Source organism: Gallibacterium sp. ZY190522 (assembly GCF_054166015.1).
Window position 1 is genome coordinate 1,586,809 of the sequence record NZ_CM135118.1, and the last position, 16,861, is coordinate 1,603,669.

Sequence of the window (16,861 nt, forward strand, 5' to 3'; positions counted from 1 at the left end):
ATATGAGCAACAGTATTCAATCTTATGAAATTCTAGAGACATTGCGAATGGTATCGGATCAAAATTTTGATGTCCGCACCATTACTATCGGTATCGATTTACACGATTGTATCAGTGATAACATTGATGTATTAAATCAAAATATTTATAACAAAATTGTGCGTATTGGCGGTGATCTGGTGCAAACTGCTCGAGAACTCTCAGCTAAATACGGCATTCCTATCGTAAACCAACGCATTTCCGTCACACCTATTGCACAGATTGCTGCAGCTACTAAAGCAAATTCTTATGTTTCAATTGCACAGACTTTGGATCGTGCCGCCAAAGCTATCGGTGTATCTTTTATCGGCGGTTTTTCCGCCTTGGTGCATAAAGGGATGAGTCCTTCTGATGAAGTGTTAATCCGCTCTATTCCGCAAGCAATGAAAACCACTGATATTGTTTGTAGTTCGGTCAACATCGGTTCAACCAAAGCCGGCATTAATATGGATGCAGTTAAATTGGTTGGCGAAATGGTTAAACAGACCTCTGAAATCACGCCAGAAGGTTTCGGTTGTGCCAAAGTAGTGATTTTCTGTAATGCGGTGGAAGATAATCCTTTTATGGCTGGTGCTTTCCACGGTGCCGGTGAGGGTGATGCGGTGATTAATGTAGGAGTATCAGGTCCCGGTGTGGTAAAAGCTGCTCTAGAAAATAGCCAAGCGGTAACCTTAACTGAAGTAGCAGAAGTGGTGAAAAAAACAGCTTTCAAAATTACTCGAGTAGGGGAGCTGATGGGGCAAGAAGCAAGTAAACGTTTAGGCATTCCGTTTGGCATTTTAGATCTCTCACTGGCACCAACTCCTGCAATTGGAGATAGTGTTGCTCGTATCTTAGAGCAAATGGGGCTAAGTGTCTGCGGAACACACGGTACAACTGCTGCGTTAGCGTTACTTAATGATGCAGTGAAAAAAGGTGGAATGATGGCGAGCAGTTCTGTCGGTGGTTTAAGCGGTGCTTTTATCCCTGTTTCCGAAGATGAAGGAATGATTGCTGCTGCTAAACAAGGCGCTTTAACATTGGATAAATTAGAAGCAATGACGGCTGTTTGCTCTGTCGGCTTGGATATGATCGCCGTTCCCGGCTCCACTTCCGCCAGTACCATTTCCGGCATTATTGCTGATGAAGCAGCAATCGGGATGATTAACAGTAAAACCACCGCTGTGCGTATTATTCCTGTTCCGGGCAAAGATGTCGGTGAGATGGTTGAGTTCGGTGGTTTACTTGGTTATGCACCAATTATGCCGGTTAAAGAGGGATCTTGCGAAATTTTCGTTAATCGTGGCGGACGCATTCCGGCACCGGTTCAATCATTGAAAAATTAATTAAACAAAAGAAAAGCAGACAAAAGATTTGCTACTCTTGTCTGCTTACAACTAATGGTGCTTAGTGTTTTACGCTATCGGCGGCACATAATTGCCGGCAACAATAGCATCCTTAATTCTAGCCGCTTCAGATAAAACCTGATCTAATAAAGATTTCACATCATCCAAAGTCGCAATCGGACTTAATGTCGTCATTTTTAAGGCTTGTTGTTCACCCACTTTTGTTACGCCAATATTGGCTTCACCGCGTGCAAACAGCTCATCCGCCACATTCTGATTTAACAGATCAACATATTCTGCCGGATAACCTTGCGGATTAACACGGAACAGAATAGAGGCAAATTGCGGCTCAACTAACATTTCCAAATCATCGGTAGCATTAATATAATCACGAATTTCTCGCGCCAAATACACGCCGTGATCGATCATCGATGCATAAAGATCTTCCCCTAATGCTTCCATTGTGAACCACAATTTTAAGGCATCAAAACGGCGTGTTGTCTGCAACGATTTCGCCACTAAATTCGGTACGCCATACTCCTCATCATATTCAGAATTGAGGTAATCTGCTTTGTAATCAATGAAACGGAAGTTTCGTTCATCTTTCAATAAAAACGCACCGCAAGAGATTGTTTGGAAGAAATGTTTATGGAAATCCAACGTCACCGAATCGGCTTTCTCCAAACCATTTAACCAATGGCGGAAATCTTTTGATAACAATAATGCACCGCCCCACGCCGCATCAATATGCAACCACGCACCATATTGATCGCTGATAGCACGAATCGCTTCAATATCATCAATCGCACCGGCATCGGTTGTACCGGCAGTTACCACCACACAAGCAACCAGTTTGCCTTGCGCTTGAAGTTCGGCTAGCGTTTTTTCCAATGCCGCAATATCCATTTGTGCATTTTCATTGGTCGGCACAGTCACCACTGACTGAAATCCCATTCCCATCATTGCCATATTTTTTTGCACCGAGAAATGCGCATTTTCCGAACAAACCACTTTCACTTTTTGCAGAGCATCCGGCGGCAGACCGTTTTGCTGCACTAACCACTCCGAGCCATCTTCATTTTGCCAATGTTTAGCAATGCAGGCATCTCGTGCCAACAATACGCCCATCAAATTGGATTGCGTTCCGCCGGAAGTAAATACCCCTGCAGTGCCTTCGCCATAACCGACTTTTTGCCGCAGCCAATTAATTAGCTGCTCTTCCATAATTGAACCGGCAGGGCTTTGATCCCAAGAGTCCATTGATTGATTGGTCGCATTAATCAACACTTCAGCAATTTGGCTGGACACCATTGTCGGACAGTGTAAATGTGCCAAAGAGTGCGGATGATGCACTTTTAAACTTGGATTGAGGAAAATGGTTACCAATCGTTGTAAGGTATTTTCTAAACCGGCGCCCTCTTTTGTCGGCGCAAATTCAATCGTTGAACGTAACCGGCGGATACTGCCACCGGTATACATTTTGTCATTCTGCAACCATTGACAAACAGCCTCGACCGCTTTATTCATTGCACGCTGATAATCTTGAATAGATTGCTCATCGCGGCAAAACAGTGCCTGTTTATGTTGAGATAACATTGACATTGTTTTTTATCCTCAATTAACCACGAACCGCTGCTAACGCTTCCGCTAATGATTTGGTAAAGCGTTTGATCATCTCTTCGCACTCTTGCTGGCTGATGATAATCGGGCAAAGCACACGCACCACATTACCGTTACGTCCGCCACGTTCCAACAACAAACGATTGTCAAAACAGGCTTTTTGGATAGCCACCGCTAAATCGGCATCGCCCGGGAATGCGCCGGTATGATCGGCTTTCTGGCGTTCATCAACAATTTCAATGCCCATCATTAAACCGCGTCCGCGCACATCGCCGATACAAGGATACTGTTTTGCCAATGCTTGTAATTCAGCTTTTAGATAGTCACCGCGTTCTTGCGCATTTTTTGCTAAATTTTGTTCGCGCATAATTTTTAAAGAAGCATAACCGGTCGCCATCGCTAATTGATTACCACGGAAAGTGCCGGTATGACCTGCCGGTTTCCACGCATCAAATTCCTTGCGAATAGCCAACACTGCTAACGGCAAACTGCCGCCAACCGCTTTCGACATCACCACAATATCCGGTTCAATCTCGGCGTGTTCAAAAGCAAACATCTTACCGGAACGGCAGAAGCCGGCTTGAACTTCATCGACGATCATTAAAATCCCGTGTTTTTGTGTAACTTCACGCACTTTCTGCAAAAACTCAATTGGTGCCGGCACTACGCCGCCTTCCCCTTGAATCGCTTCTAAAATAACCGCTGCTGGTTTAACTACACCACTTTCAACATCTTCAATAAAGTTTTCAAAATAATGGGTAACAGCTTTTGCTCCTGCCTCTCCACCAATACCAAATGGGCAACGATATGAATGCGGATAAGGCATAAATTGCACACCAGCCATAAGATTTTGTACCGCATTTTTAGCACCTAAATTACCGGTTAACGATAATGCGCCGTGAGTCATTCCGTGGAAGCCACCTGAAAATGCGATCACATTACCGCGTCCGGTATAGGTTTTGGCTAATTTAATCGCCGCTTCGTTTGCATCCGCACCTGATGGGCCACAAAACTGTAAGCAGTATTTATCTTTCGGAAAGAAAGAGAGCAATTCTTCAGTGAAAGCGTCTTTCAATGGCGTAGTTAAATCTAAAGTATGCAATGGCAAACCGCTTTCAATGGTATCTAAAATGGCTTGTTTAATTGCTGGATGATTATGACCAAGTGCCAATGTACCAGCACCAGCTAAGAAATCTAAATATTCATTCCCTTCCACATCAGTTACCCAACAACCAGATGCTTTCGCAATCGCTAAAGGTAATTTTCTTGGGTAACTACGCACATTGGATTCCATTTTATTTTGGCGATCCAAATAATAGGCATTAGTGGCGTTATCGATTGATTTTACAGGAGTGATAATTGTCATAATAAAACTAAACCTTCTAATAGAGGTGAAAAAAATAAGTCGGGTGCCTTGCGGGAAGCCTAAACTTTCTGTTCCTGAAAAAACAGATGCCATGGGGCATTTTGACTCGCTACTTATTAAAAAAAGCGTTTCAGCTTTTTTAGCTTTCTCCGGATCAATTCAAGGATGATTGATGGAGAGTAGATGAATTGCAAATAAATCACCATAGATTAATAATTCATTCACAATGAGGGCGGTATAGTACCGATTTTTATTAAAAAAGAAAGTGTTTTTTGATACAAATAATGCAATTTTTTATTTGCTTCTTACAAAAAAATAGGGTGCTTGTCAGCACCCCGATTCAATCATTAAGATTTATTGTTGATCGCCGATTAAAACCGATTCCAATGCAATTTCGATCATATCATTGAAGGTTAATTGACGTTCTTCAGAGCTGGTCTGTTCTCCGGTACGGATATGATCGGAAACGGTACAAATCGCCAATGCTTTTGCGCCATATTCCGCCGCCACCGCATAAATACCGGCTGCTTCCATTTCCACGCCAAGAATACCGTATTTTTCCATAACATCGAACATCTCAACATCCGGTGTATAGAACAAGTCAGCAGAGAAAAGATTACCGACACGCACTTTTGCCCCTTTCTGTTTTGCTGCCTGAACAGCTGCTTGCGTCATATCAAAATCGGCTATCGCCGCAAAATCATTATCTTTAAAGCGGATACGGTTGACTTTAGAATCAGTACAAGCCCCCAAGCCGATAATCACATCACGCACTTTCACATCTTGGCGCACTGCACCGCACGAACCGACACGAATAATTTTTTTCACGCCATATTCAGTAATCAACTCTTTGGCATAAATAGAGCAAGACGGAATGCCCATTCCGTGCCCCATCACCGAAATTTTACGACCTTTGTAAGTGCCGGTATAACCAAGCATATTACGCACATTGGTCACTTCAACCGCATTTTCTAAAAAGGTTTCCGCAATATATTTCGCACGAAGCGGATCACCCGGCATTAATACAACATCTGCAAACGCACCATCAACTGCATTAATATGTGGAGTTGCCATATCTAATTTCCTCTTGTTATTTATTTTCAAAATTAATCATTGCTGTACCATAATCCATTGCACTCAAACCAAAATAATTGGCAATGGTCTGTCCAATATCAGCAAAAGTTTCACGTTTACCAAAAGATTGTTTCGGTACATTTGCACCATACAAAAGAACCGGAATATGTTCACGTGTATGATCGGTTCCACTCCAAGTTGGATCACAACCGTGATCAGCAGTAATGATTAATAGATCATCCCCAGTAACCAATTTGAGCAATTCAGGCAAACGTTTATCGAAATATTCCAATGCTGATGCATATCCTGCCACATTACGGCGATGCCCAAAATCAGAGTCAAAATTCACAAAGTTAGTAAATACAATGGTTTTATCTCCGGCTGCCCGCACCTCTTCTAATGTGCGGTCAAATAACTCTTCCAAGCCGGTTGCCTTAATTTTACGAGTAATGCCTGTATGAGCATAAATATCAGCAATTTTACCAATTGACACCACTTCGCCCTGTTTTTCATCAACTAATTTTTGTAATACCGTTGCTGAAGGCGGTTCAATAGAGTAATCGTGACGATTTCCGGTACGTTGGAAATTACCTGCTTTATCGCCAATAAACGGACGCGCAATAACACGACCGATATTGTACCCCTCCAACTCTTCACGCACTAAATGGCAAAGTTCATATAATTTTTCCAAACCGAAAGTCTCTTCGTGGCAAGCAATTTGGAATACAGAGTCAGCAGACGTATAAAAAATTGGTTTACCAGTACGCATATGTTCTTCACCCAATTGATCCAAAATAACAGTACCGGATGAATGGCAATTACCTAAATAGCCTGGAATGCCTGATTTTTCCACAATACGATCCAATAACTCCTGTGGAAATGAATTTTCGTGTTTTGGGAAATAACCCCAATCAAATAAAACTGGCACACCGGCAATTTCCCAGTGACCAGATGGCGTATCTTTACCTGATGAAATTTCTTTCGCATAAGCATAACCGCCAATAATCTCCGCATTTTCATCCAAACCGGCTGGAAATACGCCACACGACTCTTTCGCTGCCAATCCTAGCCCTAATTTAGTCAAATTAGGCACTTTCAATACGCCTTCACGCCCTTCATTAGCCAATCCATCAGCACAACGTTGTGCAATATGACCCAAAGTATTAGAACCAGCATCACCAAATTTATCAGCATCTTCCGCCGCCCCAATACCGAAAGAATCCAACATCATAATAAATACACGTTTCATAATATCCCTCTTTCATTTGATTATGATGATTAATAACCGGCACGCACCGCAGTTGTCTTCTCACCCAAAGTTGCTAATAAATTATTTAATAGCCCTGAAGCCCCAAAACGGAAATGACGCGGTGTAAGCCACTGTTCACCGAACAAATCCGCTGCAAGTTGTAAATATTGCTGAGCCTCTTCAGCAGTGCGAACACCTCCTGCTGCTTTAAAACCGACACGATCTTGAACACCTAAATCACGAATAGTTTCCAACATAACTTTTGCCGCATCCAAAGTTGCATTAACCGTCACTTTTCCAGTTGAAGTCTTGATAAAATCAGCACCAGCACGAATGGCAATTTCAGAAGCTTTACGAATCAACTCCGCCGTTTTTAATTCTCCGCTTTCGATAATCACTTTGAGTACTTTATTCCCACATACCTGTTTACAAGCTCTTACCAATTCTGCTCCAATTTTCTCATCGCCTGCCATTAAAGCACGATATGGAAATACTACATCCACTTCATCAGCTCCGGCTTTAATTGCCATTTCCGTCTCGGCTTTCGCCAATTCAATATCTGCTGCGCCTTGTGGAAAGTTAGTTACAGTTGCCACTTTCACTTGCGGATAACCGAGCTGTTGTAATCTTGTTTTTGCAGTTTGAATAAATGGTGGATAAATACAAACCGCTGCAGTCTGTCCGATACTATTTTGTTCTTTATCACAAAGTGAGATCACACTCTCATCAGTATCATCGGTATTTAATGTGGTTAAATCCATTAAGGATAGGGCTAATTCAGCCGCTTGAGTAAGAGTAAGTATTGTCATAATTATTCCTTTTTTATAAAAAGCAAACGTTTTCTATCCCCTGATAACAGAACACCACGACAAATTGTCGTGGTGTTTCACTATGCGCTATTCTAGCACAACTACTATCCCATTAATACAGGCCCAACCAAACCGATGAATAATCCTGCAATTGCCGCACTCATTAAATTAGAAAGCGAACCGGCAATAACCGCTTTAATACCAAGACGAGCAATATCCTTACGGCGATTCGGTGCCATTGTTCCCAATCCACCGATTAAAATAGCAATTGAACTGAAGTTAGCAAAACCACAAAGTGCAAAAGTAATAATTGCTTTAGTTTTTTCTGCCAATACTACGGAAGACTCAGGTGAAAGGTATTTAACAAAATCAACGTATGCAACAAATTCATTTAGTACCAATTTTTCACCGATCATTGCACCAGCAATTTCAGCCTCATTCCAAGGTACACCGATTACCCAAGCTAGCGGACGAAATACCCAACCAAGAATAGTTTGCAAATTAAGTTCGCCATAACCAAACCAGCCTCCAACGCCGCCGATAATACCGTTCAATAACGCAATTAATGCAATGAAAGCAAGTAACATCGCACCGACATTCATTGCTAATTGCATACCTGATGATGCTCCCATTGCTGCCGCATCAAGCACATTGGATGGCTTTTCATCAACATCATTTGATTTCAAATCATCGTTCGTTTTTTCAGTTTGTGGGAATAGAATTTTTGCAAATAATAATCCACCCGGTGCTGCCATAAAGGATGCAGCGATCAAATATGGAAGCGGTACGCCCATTTGTGCATAACCGATCATTACTGAACCAGCCACAGAAGCTAATCCACCACACATAATTGCAAACAATTCAGATTGGGTCATTGTGGCTATATACGGACGCACGATTAACGGAGCTTCGGTTTGCCCTACAAAAATATTGGCAGCGGCTGACATAGACTCTGTTTTAGATGTGCCAAGAATTTTTTGAAGGAAACCACCGATTAAACGGATAACCCATTGCATAATGCCTAAATAGTAAAGCACAGAAATTAAAGAGGCGAAGAAAACGATTGCCGGCAAGACCCGGAAAGCAAAAATAAAGCCGCCACCGCCAAACAATTCAAACATTTTATCGCTGACCAAACCACCGAAAAGGAAACTAATTCCTTCATTACCGTATGCAATAACTTTGTTCACAGCTTCTGCCGCACCGAGCAATGCTTGACGCCCTAACTCCGAGTAAAGCACCAATGCGCCGATACCGATTTGAATTAAGAATGCGCCACCGACCGTTCTAAGACTGATCGCTTTGCGATTATTTGATAATAGAAAGGCAATTGCCAATAACACAACAATGCCGATAATACTCATAAGTGAGTCCATAACTACCCCTAATTGGAAAATGGCTATTAATTGATAGAAGAAACCCTCAAGTTATCCCATAGCATCAAATATTCTCTACCTTAGGATAAACGCTGATAACTATACCTTTTTTCTGAAAATTTTGCTGAAAAAATTGTAAAAATGAGAACGGAATCGATTACTTAAAGCTCATTTTTACCATTTAAAACGATTTTTTATAATAAAAAAATGTTTCCGTTCTTTTATCTGCAAATTATCTACAGAAAAATACATTAGTTTCTCTATTTACTTTTTATGATGTACTACTATAATAGTGCAAAAATTTATCGGAGAATATATTATGAACCAAAAATTTCCTTCTTTACTTGGTGGCGCAATGATTATTGCTGGAACGGCAATCGGCGCTGGAATGTTTGCCAACCCAACCGCAACCGCCGGATTATGGTTTGTTGGTTCAATCCTAGCGTTAATTTATACTTGGTTCTGTATGACTACCTCCGGATTAATGATTCTAGAGGCTAATCTTCATTATCCTACCGGAGCAAGTTTCAGCACCATTGTTAAAGATTTGCTTGGTAATGGTATGAATATTATCAATAGTTTATCACTTGTGTTCGTGCTATATATTTTAACTTACGCCTATATAACCTCAGGTGGTGGCATTACAGAAAATTTGCTTAATCAACTACTTACCACCGATAGCAATGCAGTTGAACTGGGAAGAAGCTTTGGTTCACTTATCTTCTGCTTAATTCTTGCCGCATTTGTTTGGTTATCAACTAAAGCGGTAGACCGTTTTACCACAGTGTTAATTTTCGGTATGGTCGTTGCTTTTTTCCTTTCCACCACCGGCTTGTTAACTTCAGTAAAAACTGATGTTTTATTCAATACCATCGCACAAGGAGAGCAAAGCTATCTACCTTATTTGCTTGCAGCATTGCCTGTCTGCTTAGTTTCTTTCGGTTTCCACGGCAATGTGCCAAGCTTAGTGAAATATTATGATCGCGATGGTAAACGAGTACAAAATGCGATCATTTTAGGTACATTAATCGCATTATTTATTTATGTATTATGGCAGCTGGCAATTCAAGGAAATTTGCCTCGTCAGGAATTTGCACCGGTTATCGAAAAAGATGGTGATATTGCCGCATTGCTCGGCGCTTTAAATAAATATATTCAAACAGAATATATGGCGGTTATTCTGAATTTCTTTGCCTATATGGCAATTGCCAGTTCATTCTTAGGTGTTACTTTAGGGCTTTTTGATTACATTGCTGATCTCTTTAAATTTGATGACAGCATTAGCGGTAGAACTAAAACAACGTTGATCACTTTCTTACCACCGCTATTACTTAGTTTGCAGTTCCCTTTCGGTTTCGTTATTGCCATTGGTTATGCCGGTTTGGCTGCAACAATTTGGGCTGCAATTGTTCCGGCATTATTGGCTCGCGCCTGCCGCAAAAAATTCCCTGAGCAAAGCTATACTGTATTCGGTGGCAATTTTATGATTTACTTCATCATCCTATTCGGTGTGTTAAATATCATTGCACAGTTAGCTGCTCGTTTCGGCTATTTGCCTATATTTAAAGGTTAATAATGCAAACCAGCATCTATGATCAAGCGGATTTTTTCGAGTTATATCAAAAACTTCGGAAAAATCCGATTAGCTTAAATGAAGTTGTTGAAAAACCAACGATGTTTGCAATGGTTGGGGATGTGAGCAATAAAACTATCCTTGATCTCGGTTGCGGAACTGGTTCGCATTTATTGCACTATTTACAGCAAGGCGCTAAACAAGTAACAGGCATTGATTTATCAACAAAAATGCTAGAACAAGCGGCTATAAATCTTAAAAGTGCCGGATTTAATACTAATCAATTTAAATTGTTTGCTGGAGCGATGCAGGATCTATCTCAATATACCGATCTGCAATTTGACATCATTACTAGCTCTTTTGCTTTTCATTACATCGAAAATTTTCCTGATTTATTACGACAAATTTACGCAAAATTGCTACCGCACGGACAGCTCATTTTCTCTCAGGAACACCCAATTGTAACCTGCTATCAAGGTGGCGATCGCTGGTTAAAAGATGAAAATAAACAGCAAATTGCTTATCGGCTCAACTTTTATCGTGATGAAGGAGAACGACAACGAAATTGGTTTAAACAACCATTTAAAACCTATCATCGTACTATATCAACTATTGTTAATGATCTGATCAATAACGGTTTTCAAATAGCACAATTACAAGAACCTATGCTTACCGATCAAAAGCAATGGCATCAGGAGTTTAAAGATCTACAACATCGTCCAGTACTCTTATTTGTGAAAGCAATAAAACAATAAAGGTTACCAAGAGTTTAAAATTTATCCTTTTTTAGAGAAAAAACTTGCATAATCAAAAAAAATCGCATAGTTTAAATAAAGTTTTTCAATTAGAATTAAGCAAATGTTATTTATTCGTTACTCTCATCATCACCATCACGTTACTGAATAATCTTTCAGGCGTTTGGTATTGCTTGGAAGATTCAACTTCCGAGAGTACAAATTTCAGCTACACCCTTCGGAAGTTATTTCGAAGGGTTTTTTAATATTTAACAAGTAAAAAAAGGAAGTTACACAATGTCAGATAAATCTCGTTTACGCATTGCAATGCAGAAATCAGGTCGTTTAAGTAAAGAATCACAAGAATTACTCAAACAATGTGGGGTAAAAATTAATTTAAATGAACAGCGTTTAATTGCTTACGCAGAGAATTTACCAATAGATATTTTGCGTGTTCGTGACGACGATATTCCCGGATTAGTTTTCGATGGAGTGGTAGATCTTGGTATTATCGGTGAGAATGTGCTGGAGGAAGAAGAACTTCGACGACTATCCAGCGGTGAAGAAGCCAATTATAAAATGTTGACTCGTCTTGATTTCGGTGGCTGCCGTTTATCATTAGCCGTGCCTCAAGATGCCGAATATGATGGACCAGAATCACTCAATAATATGCGTATCGCAACGTCTTATCCGCAATTATTAAAACGCTTTATGAATGAACGTGGCTTAAAATTCAAAAGCTGTTTATTAAACGGCTCGGTTGAGGTAGCGCCTCGTGCCGGATTAGCCGATGCCATTTGCGATTTAGTTTCTACCGGTGCGACTCTTGAAGCAAATGGATTACGTGAAGTCGATGTTATTTATCGTTCAAAATCCTGCTTAATTCAACAAACCGGAACTTTAGAACCGACAAAACAACAATTAATTGATAAATTATTAACACGTATTCAAGGCGTAATGCAGGCTAGAGAATCTAAATACATTATGTTGCACGCGCCTAAGAGCAAATTAAAAGAAGTTGTCGCTTTATTACCGGGGGTTGAAGATCCAACTATTTTGCCACTGGCAAACGAAGATGATCGTGTAGCACTCCATATGGTAAGCCAAGAAAACCTATTTTGGGAAACAATGGAACAATTAAAAGCAATCGGTGCAAGTTCTATTCTAGTATTACCAATAGAAAAAATGATGAATTAAGGAATCGTTATGAAGACTCTTATTTGGAATAATTTAGATCAACAACAACGCCGCCAAGCAATGCAACGCCCAGCTATCGGTAGTTCAAAAACGATTCAAGCGGCAGTGGATGAAATCCGTGAATTAGTTCTTTCTCAAGGCGATGCGGCGCTGTTTCAACTCAATGAGCGTTTCGATAAGGTTAAATTGCCCCAGCTAAAAGTAACCAAACAACAGATTACCGAAGCTGAAGCTCGTATTGATCCACAATTAAAACAAGCTATTCAGACTGCACAACGTAATATTGCAACTTTTCATCAAGCACAAAAACCACAACCTGTTGATTTAGAAACTCAATCAGGCGTTCGTTGCCAAGTGTTAACTCGCCCAATCAACAAAGTTGGACTTTATATTCCGGGTGGTTCTGCGCCGCTGTTTTCAACAGTATTAATGCTAGCAACACCGGCTAAAATCGCTGGTTGTCAACAGATTATTCTTTGTTCCCCACCGCCTATTGCAGATGAAATTCTATATGCAGCTTCTTTATGTGGATTAGAAACCATTTATCAGGTAGGCGGCGCTCAAGCGATAATGGCGATGGCATTTGGTACAGAATCTATCCCGAAAGTAGATAAAATTTTCGGACCGGGAAATGCTTTTGTTACTGAAGCAAAACGTCAAGTTAGCCAAGATCCTAACGGTGCTGCAATTGATATGCAGGCAGGACCTTCAGAGGTATTAGTCATTGCAGATGAATACGCTAATCCAGAATTTGTAGCGGCAGATCTGTTATCACAGGCAGAACACGGTGCTGACTCTCAAGTTATTTTGGTTACCACCAGTGAAACATTGGCACAGCAGACAGAATTGGCAATTCAACGCCAGCTTGCACAGCTGCCACGTGCGGAAACGGCTGAAAAAGCGTTATCACACAGTCGTATTATTTTGGCACAGGATTTAGCGCAATGTGTTGAAATCAGTAATGATTATGCGCCTGAACACTTAATCGTGCAGGTTAAAGAAGCAAGATCACTATTACCTCAACTGGATAACGCCGGCTCTATTTTCTTAGGTGCCTATTCACCGGAGAGTATGGGAGATTATGCCTCCGGAACAAACCACGTTTTACCAACCTATGGTTATAGTAAAACTAGCTCCAGTCTTGGTTTAGCAGATTTTAGTAAACGAATGACCGTTCAGGAATTAACGCCGCAAGGCTTCTTAGATCTTGCGCAAACCGTTGAATTAATGGCAGAAGCAGAACAGTTACAAGCACATAAAAATGCCGTTACCTTAAGATGTAACAGCTTAAAATAAGCAAATAATTAAGCAAACAAAAAGCGGGTAAATCAAATTACTCGCTTTTGCTTCTTTAAACTTTACTCAACAACATCAACACCATAAAACGCATTATAGCCAAAAGGACTCTGTGCATAATTACGAACACGAGGGCTTAACGGTGTATAGCTGACCGAGTGAGCCACAGGAATCCACGGCACCGCTTTATGGAAAATTTCCTGTGCCTGTTCATATAACGGAATACGCACATTTTTGTCTGAAGTAACTATTGCTTTTGCCAGCAAAGCATCAAACTCTTTATTACACCAACGAGAATAGTTACTACCGTTATTGGCATTTTCACAACTTAACAACGGCGATAAAAAGTTATCCGGATCACCGTTATCACCTGACCAACCATAAATTCCGGCAGTAAACTCTCCAGCACGAGTGCGCTTAATATAATCACCCCATTCATAACTGACCAATTTTGCTTTTACACCAATCTTTGCCCAGTCATTCTGTAAAATTTCTGCGGTACGGCGAGGATTAGGGTTAGAAGCACGCACCACCGGCTGCACCCATAGTTCAGTTTCAAAACCATTAGGGAAACCTGCTTCCGCTAAAAGCTGTTTCGCTTTTTCTAAATCAAATGGGTAATCTTGAATACTGTTGTTATAGCTCCAAATTGTAGGTGGCAAAGGGCTTTTTGCAGGAATACCTGCCCCTTGATACACAGATTCAATAATCGCTGATTTATCCGCAGCATAATTTAATGCCTGACGTACTTTTTCATTATCAAACGGCTTTTTCTCAGTATTAAACGCAATATAAGCAACATTTAATCCCGGTTGAGAAACTAATTGAACTTTAGGATCTTTCTTCATCCGTTCAAGATCTGCAGCATTCGGGAAATCAATCATATCGCACTGCCCTTTCTGCAATTTTGCATAACGTGCTGTGGCATCCGGCGTAATACTAAAAATTAAAGTATCAATCGGGGTTTTACCACGCCAATAATTTGGGTTAGCTTTATAACGCAGTGCCTGATCCAATTTTGCACCTGCAAAAACAAATGGACCTGTTCCAATCGGATCGGTATCTACTTTTTCCGGCGTACCTTTTTTCATCATTTGATCTGCATATTCCGATGAGTAGATAGAGAGGAAATCCATTCCTAATGTCGGTAAAAAGGTAGCATCTGGACGAGTTAGGGTAATTTCTACGGTATTATCATCCACTTTTTTAACCGATTTTAATAATTGCGGAAATTTCATCGCATTAAAGTAAGGATAGGTGCCTTTCGACACGTTGTGATAAGGATGATTAGGATCAAGCTGACGCATAAAAGAAAAAATCACATCATCAGCGTTGAAATCACGTGTTGGCTTGAAATTTTTACTACTGTGGAATTTTACACCTTTTCTAAGATGTAGAGTATAAGTCAAATTATCGGTAGAAATATCCCAACTTTCTGCTAATCCCGGTTCAATCTCAGTCGATCCTCGTTTAAAGTTAATTAAACGATCATAAACTTGCTGTGAACTGGCATTATAAGAAATGCCATCCATTACCAATGCCGGGCTAATTCCCTGCGGATAACGGCTGGTACAGTTAATAAAGGTTTTATCTGCATAAACAAAATTAGCTGCTCCTAATAAAGTCGCTGCCACTGCACTTAAAGCAAAAACTGATTTTAACTTCATCTGATTACTCCTAAGTAATGTTTTTATTATGCGTCCAAGATCAAACTTACGCACTATAGCGATATAGCATAGTCAATCAGAACTGAAACTGAAATAACAAAAAGTTTCGTTTTATAACCAAATTGAATAACTATGATTCACCACGTTTATTTTGCATTACAGCCCCAACATCTGTTCGATAGAACAAGAATGTTACCAACGATAATATGCCAAAAATAGATAAGGTAAAGAAGGTATAACTAAAACTCGCCATCAACTCCGTACCTTGTGCTGTATGCTGATAGTATAAGTTTAATACCACAGAAGCAGCGGCAATTCCTAAACTGATACCGATCTGTTGTACCACACTTAATAGCGTTGTACCAGCACTAACTTGATCATCTTTTAATTCGCTGACCATCAAAGTATTGACACTGGAGAAAATCATTGAAATACAAGCACCATAAAACATTATGCTGATAATGGTCCACCATAATTGCTGATAAATACCGACCAAGCCCAAACATAGAATAGCCAAAGTTAATAAAATGCTGACACAAATTAAAGTCTTTTTATAGCCGAATTTCGCAATAATTTTAGTATTAATCGGCTTCATAATAATTGAACTGATTGCCAACGGCACCATCATCATTCCGGCTTTATCCGGCGGATAGCCCAAACCCAACTGCAACATTAACGGTAATAAAAAAGGTACGCCGGCGGAAGAAAGTCTGATCAAAATGTTGCCGATCATACTTAACGAAAACGTAGAATTTCTAAAGACTGAAAGCGGAAATAGCACCCGTTTTTTACCTTTAGCATACAACACATAACTCCCAACCAGTAAAAATCCAATAACAACGAATGAAGAAGCCAAATCCTTATCACGCATAGCTTCACCAATAAAATCTAAACCTAATGTAGCCAGAACAATTCCACCGGAAAACAGGGCAAAACCAATAATATCAAATCTACTTGCTGTTCCTATCAAATTAGGCATATAAAAACGTGCACACCAAATACCGATGACACCAACCGGAATATTAATTAAAAAAATCCAATGCCAAGACATATAAGTTACCAAAAAACCACCAAGTAACGGTCCCATAATCGGTCCGGTTAATCCTGCCATTGCCATTAAATTCCACGCCGATAACAACTGACTTTTCGGCACTGTTTTGATCAAAGTTAATCTGGCAACTGGCATCATCATTGCGCCACCAACACCTTGCACAATACGAGATAAAATTAAAACATTTAATGAAGAGGAGAAAGCACAGAATATCGAGCCGATAACAAACATCGCTACTGCATAACGGAAAACTTTTAATGTCCCATAACGATCAGCAATCCAGCCACTAAGTGGCATAAATAATGCTACAGTTAATGCATAACTAATGATGGTTAACTGCATATTTAGCGGTGATTCATTTAAATCGTGTGCAATGGTCGGTAATGAAGTATTTAAGATAGTAACATCGAGAGTTTGCATAAAAAACGCAATCGATGAGATCCACGCCAAGCCTTGATACTCTTTACTTAGCTGAGAAGCCATAA

The 16,861-nt window shown here is 40.3% G+C and carries 13 protein-coding genes and 1 other annotated feature; of the genes, 5 read left to right on the top strand and 8 right to left on the bottom strand.

Going from position 1 to position 16,861, the window contains the following annotated elements:
- Positions 1 to 2 precede the first annotated feature (2 nt).
- On the top strand, positions 3 to 1,364 hold the full coding sequence (locus tag ACXPAV_RS07715; protein WP_458003151.1) for a DUF711 family protein: 1,362 nt from the start codon (positions 3 to 5) through the stop codon (positions 1,362 to 1,364).
- 69 nt (positions 1,365 to 1,433) lie between these two features.
- Here the strand turns inward: ACXPAV_RS07715 and ACXPAV_RS07720 are convergent, their stop codons facing one another.
- The 6 genes from ACXPAV_RS07720 to ACXPAV_RS07745 form a co-directional block, all read right to left on the bottom strand.
- Complete coding sequence (locus ACXPAV_RS07720; RefSeq protein WP_458003152.1) at positions 1,434 to 2,966, bottom strand: pyridoxal phosphate-dependent decarboxylase family protein; 1,533 nt, start codon at positions 2,964 to 2,966, stop codon at positions 1,434 to 1,436.
- A gap of 16 nt (positions 2,967 to 2,982) precedes the next feature.
- Entirely contained in the window at positions 2,983 to 4,350 is a 1,368-nt protein-coding gene (locus tag ACXPAV_RS07725) for a diaminobutyrate--2-oxoglutarate transaminase (RefSeq protein ID WP_039148267.1), read from the bottom strand.
- Between the two features lie 354 nt (positions 4,351 to 4,704).
- Positions 4,705 to 5,424 carry a purine-nucleoside phosphorylase gene (gene deoD / locus ACXPAV_RS07730; protein WP_210639963.1) on the bottom strand — a complete coding sequence of 240 codons (720 nt, stop codon included), beginning with the start codon at positions 5,422 to 5,424 and terminating at the stop codon, positions 4,705 to 4,707.
- Between the two features lie 16 nt (positions 5,425 to 5,440).
- Positions 5,441 to 6,673 carry a phosphopentomutase gene (locus ACXPAV_RS07735; RefSeq protein WP_065233100.1) on the bottom strand — a complete coding sequence of 411 codons (1,233 nt, stop codon included), beginning with the start codon at positions 6,671 to 6,673 and terminating at the stop codon, positions 5,441 to 5,443.
- A 29-nt stretch (positions 6,674 to 6,702) separates the two neighbouring features.
- On the bottom strand, positions 6,703 to 7,482 hold the full coding sequence (gene deoC / locus ACXPAV_RS07740) for a deoxyribose-phosphate aldolase (RefSeq protein WP_458003153.1): 780 nt from the start codon (positions 7,480 to 7,482) through the stop codon (positions 6,703 to 6,705).
- Positions 7,483 to 7,586: 104 nt separating this feature from the next.
- The gene (locus ACXPAV_RS07745; protein WP_458003154.1) at positions 7,587 to 8,858 is read right to left on the bottom strand and encodes a NupC/NupG family nucleoside CNT transporter; all 1,272 of its coding nucleotides are present in this window, start codon (positions 8,856 to 8,858) and stop codon (positions 7,587 to 7,589) included.
- A gap of 319 nt (positions 8,859 to 9,177) precedes the next feature.
- On the opposite strand from ACXPAV_RS07745, the gene mtr reads away from it, so the two are divergent.
- The 4 genes from mtr (at position 9,178) to hisD (ending at position 13,658) form a co-directional block, all read left to right on the top strand.
- Positions 9,178 to 10,431 (top strand): tryptophan permease, encoded by a 1,254-nt coding sequence (gene mtr / locus ACXPAV_RS07750; RefSeq protein ID WP_458003155.1) that lies wholly within the window; start codon positions 9,178 to 9,180, stop codon positions 10,429 to 10,431.
- Between the two features lie 2 nt (positions 10,432 to 10,433).
- A complete protein-coding gene (locus ACXPAV_RS07755; protein ID WP_458003156.1) occupies positions 10,434 to 11,186 on the top strand; it encodes a class I SAM-dependent methyltransferase in 753 nt (250 codons plus the stop codon).
- Between the two features lie 126 nt (positions 11,187 to 11,312).
- Positions 11,313 to 11,432: a sequence feature (His leader region), on the top strand.
- A gap of 30 nt (positions 11,433 to 11,462) precedes the next feature.
- Positions 11,463 to 12,362 carry an ATP phosphoribosyltransferase gene (gene hisG / locus ACXPAV_RS07760; protein ID WP_039172982.1) on the top strand — a complete coding sequence of 300 codons (900 nt, stop codon included), beginning with the start codon at positions 11,463 to 11,465 and terminating at the stop codon, positions 12,360 to 12,362.
- A 9-nt stretch (positions 12,363 to 12,371) separates the two neighbouring features.
- Positions 12,372 to 13,658, top strand: a complete 1,287-nt coding sequence (hisD, locus tag ACXPAV_RS07765) for a histidinol dehydrogenase (RefSeq protein ID WP_458003157.1) — start codon at positions 12,372 to 12,374, stop codon at positions 13,656 to 13,658.
- A gap of 62 nt (positions 13,659 to 13,720) precedes the next feature.
- Here the strand turns inward: hisD and ACXPAV_RS07770 are convergent, their stop codons facing one another.
- A complete protein-coding gene (locus ACXPAV_RS07770; RefSeq protein ID WP_458003158.1) occupies positions 13,721 to 15,325 on the bottom strand; it encodes an ABC transporter substrate-binding protein in 1,605 nt (534 codons plus the stop codon).
- 130 nt (positions 15,326 to 15,455) lie between these two features.
- Entirely contained in the window at positions 15,456 to 16,859 is a 1,404-nt protein-coding gene (locus tag ACXPAV_RS07775) for a DHA2 family efflux MFS transporter permease subunit (RefSeq protein ID WP_458003159.1), read from the bottom strand.
- Positions 16,860 to 16,861: the final 2 nt, after the last annotated feature.

Excerpts from the sequence above, each read along its gene's own strand:
- ACXPAV_RS07715 (WP_458003151.1), top strand. The coding sequence starts at position 3 with ATGAGCAACAGTATTCAATCTTATGAAATTCTAGAGACATTGCGAATG.
- ACXPAV_RS07720 (WP_458003152.1), bottom strand. The coding sequence starts at position 2,966 with ATGTCAATGTTATCTCAACATAAACAGGCACTGTTTTGCCGCGATGAG.
- ACXPAV_RS07725 (WP_039148267.1), bottom strand. The coding sequence starts at position 4,350 with ATGACAATTATCACTCCTGTAAAATCAATCGATAACGCCACTAATGCC.
- deoD (WP_210639963.1), bottom strand. The coding sequence starts at position 5,424 with ATGGCAACTCCACATATTAATGCAGTTGATGGTGCGTTTGCAGATGTT.
- ACXPAV_RS07735 (WP_065233100.1), bottom strand. The coding sequence starts at position 6,673 with ATGAAACGTGTATTTATTATGATGTTGGATTCTTTCGGTATTGGGGCG.
- deoC (WP_458003153.1), bottom strand. The coding sequence starts at position 7,482 with ATGACAATACTTACTCTTACTCAAGCGGCTGAATTAGCCCTATCCTTA.
- ACXPAV_RS07745 (WP_458003154.1), bottom strand. The coding sequence starts at position 8,858 with ATGGACTCACTTATGAGTATTATCGGCATTGTTGTGTTATTGGCAATT.
- mtr (WP_458003155.1), top strand. The coding sequence starts at position 9,178 with ATGAACCAAAAATTTCCTTCTTTACTTGGTGGCGCAATGATTATTGCT.
- ACXPAV_RS07755 (WP_458003156.1), top strand. The coding sequence starts at position 10,434 with ATGCAAACCAGCATCTATGATCAAGCGGATTTTTTCGAGTTATATCAA.
- hisG (WP_039172982.1), top strand. The coding sequence starts at position 11,463 with ATGTCAGATAAATCTCGTTTACGCATTGCAATGCAGAAATCAGGTCGT.
- hisD (WP_458003157.1), top strand. The coding sequence starts at position 12,372 with ATGAAGACTCTTATTTGGAATAATTTAGATCAACAACAACGCCGCCAA.
- ACXPAV_RS07770 (WP_458003158.1), bottom strand. The coding sequence starts at position 15,325 with ATGAAGTTAAAATCAGTTTTTGCTTTAAGTGCAGTGGCAGCGACTTTA.
- ACXPAV_RS07775 (WP_458003159.1), bottom strand. The coding sequence starts at position 16,859 with ATGGCTTCTCAGCTAAGTAAAGAGTATCAAGGCTTGGCGTGGATCTCA.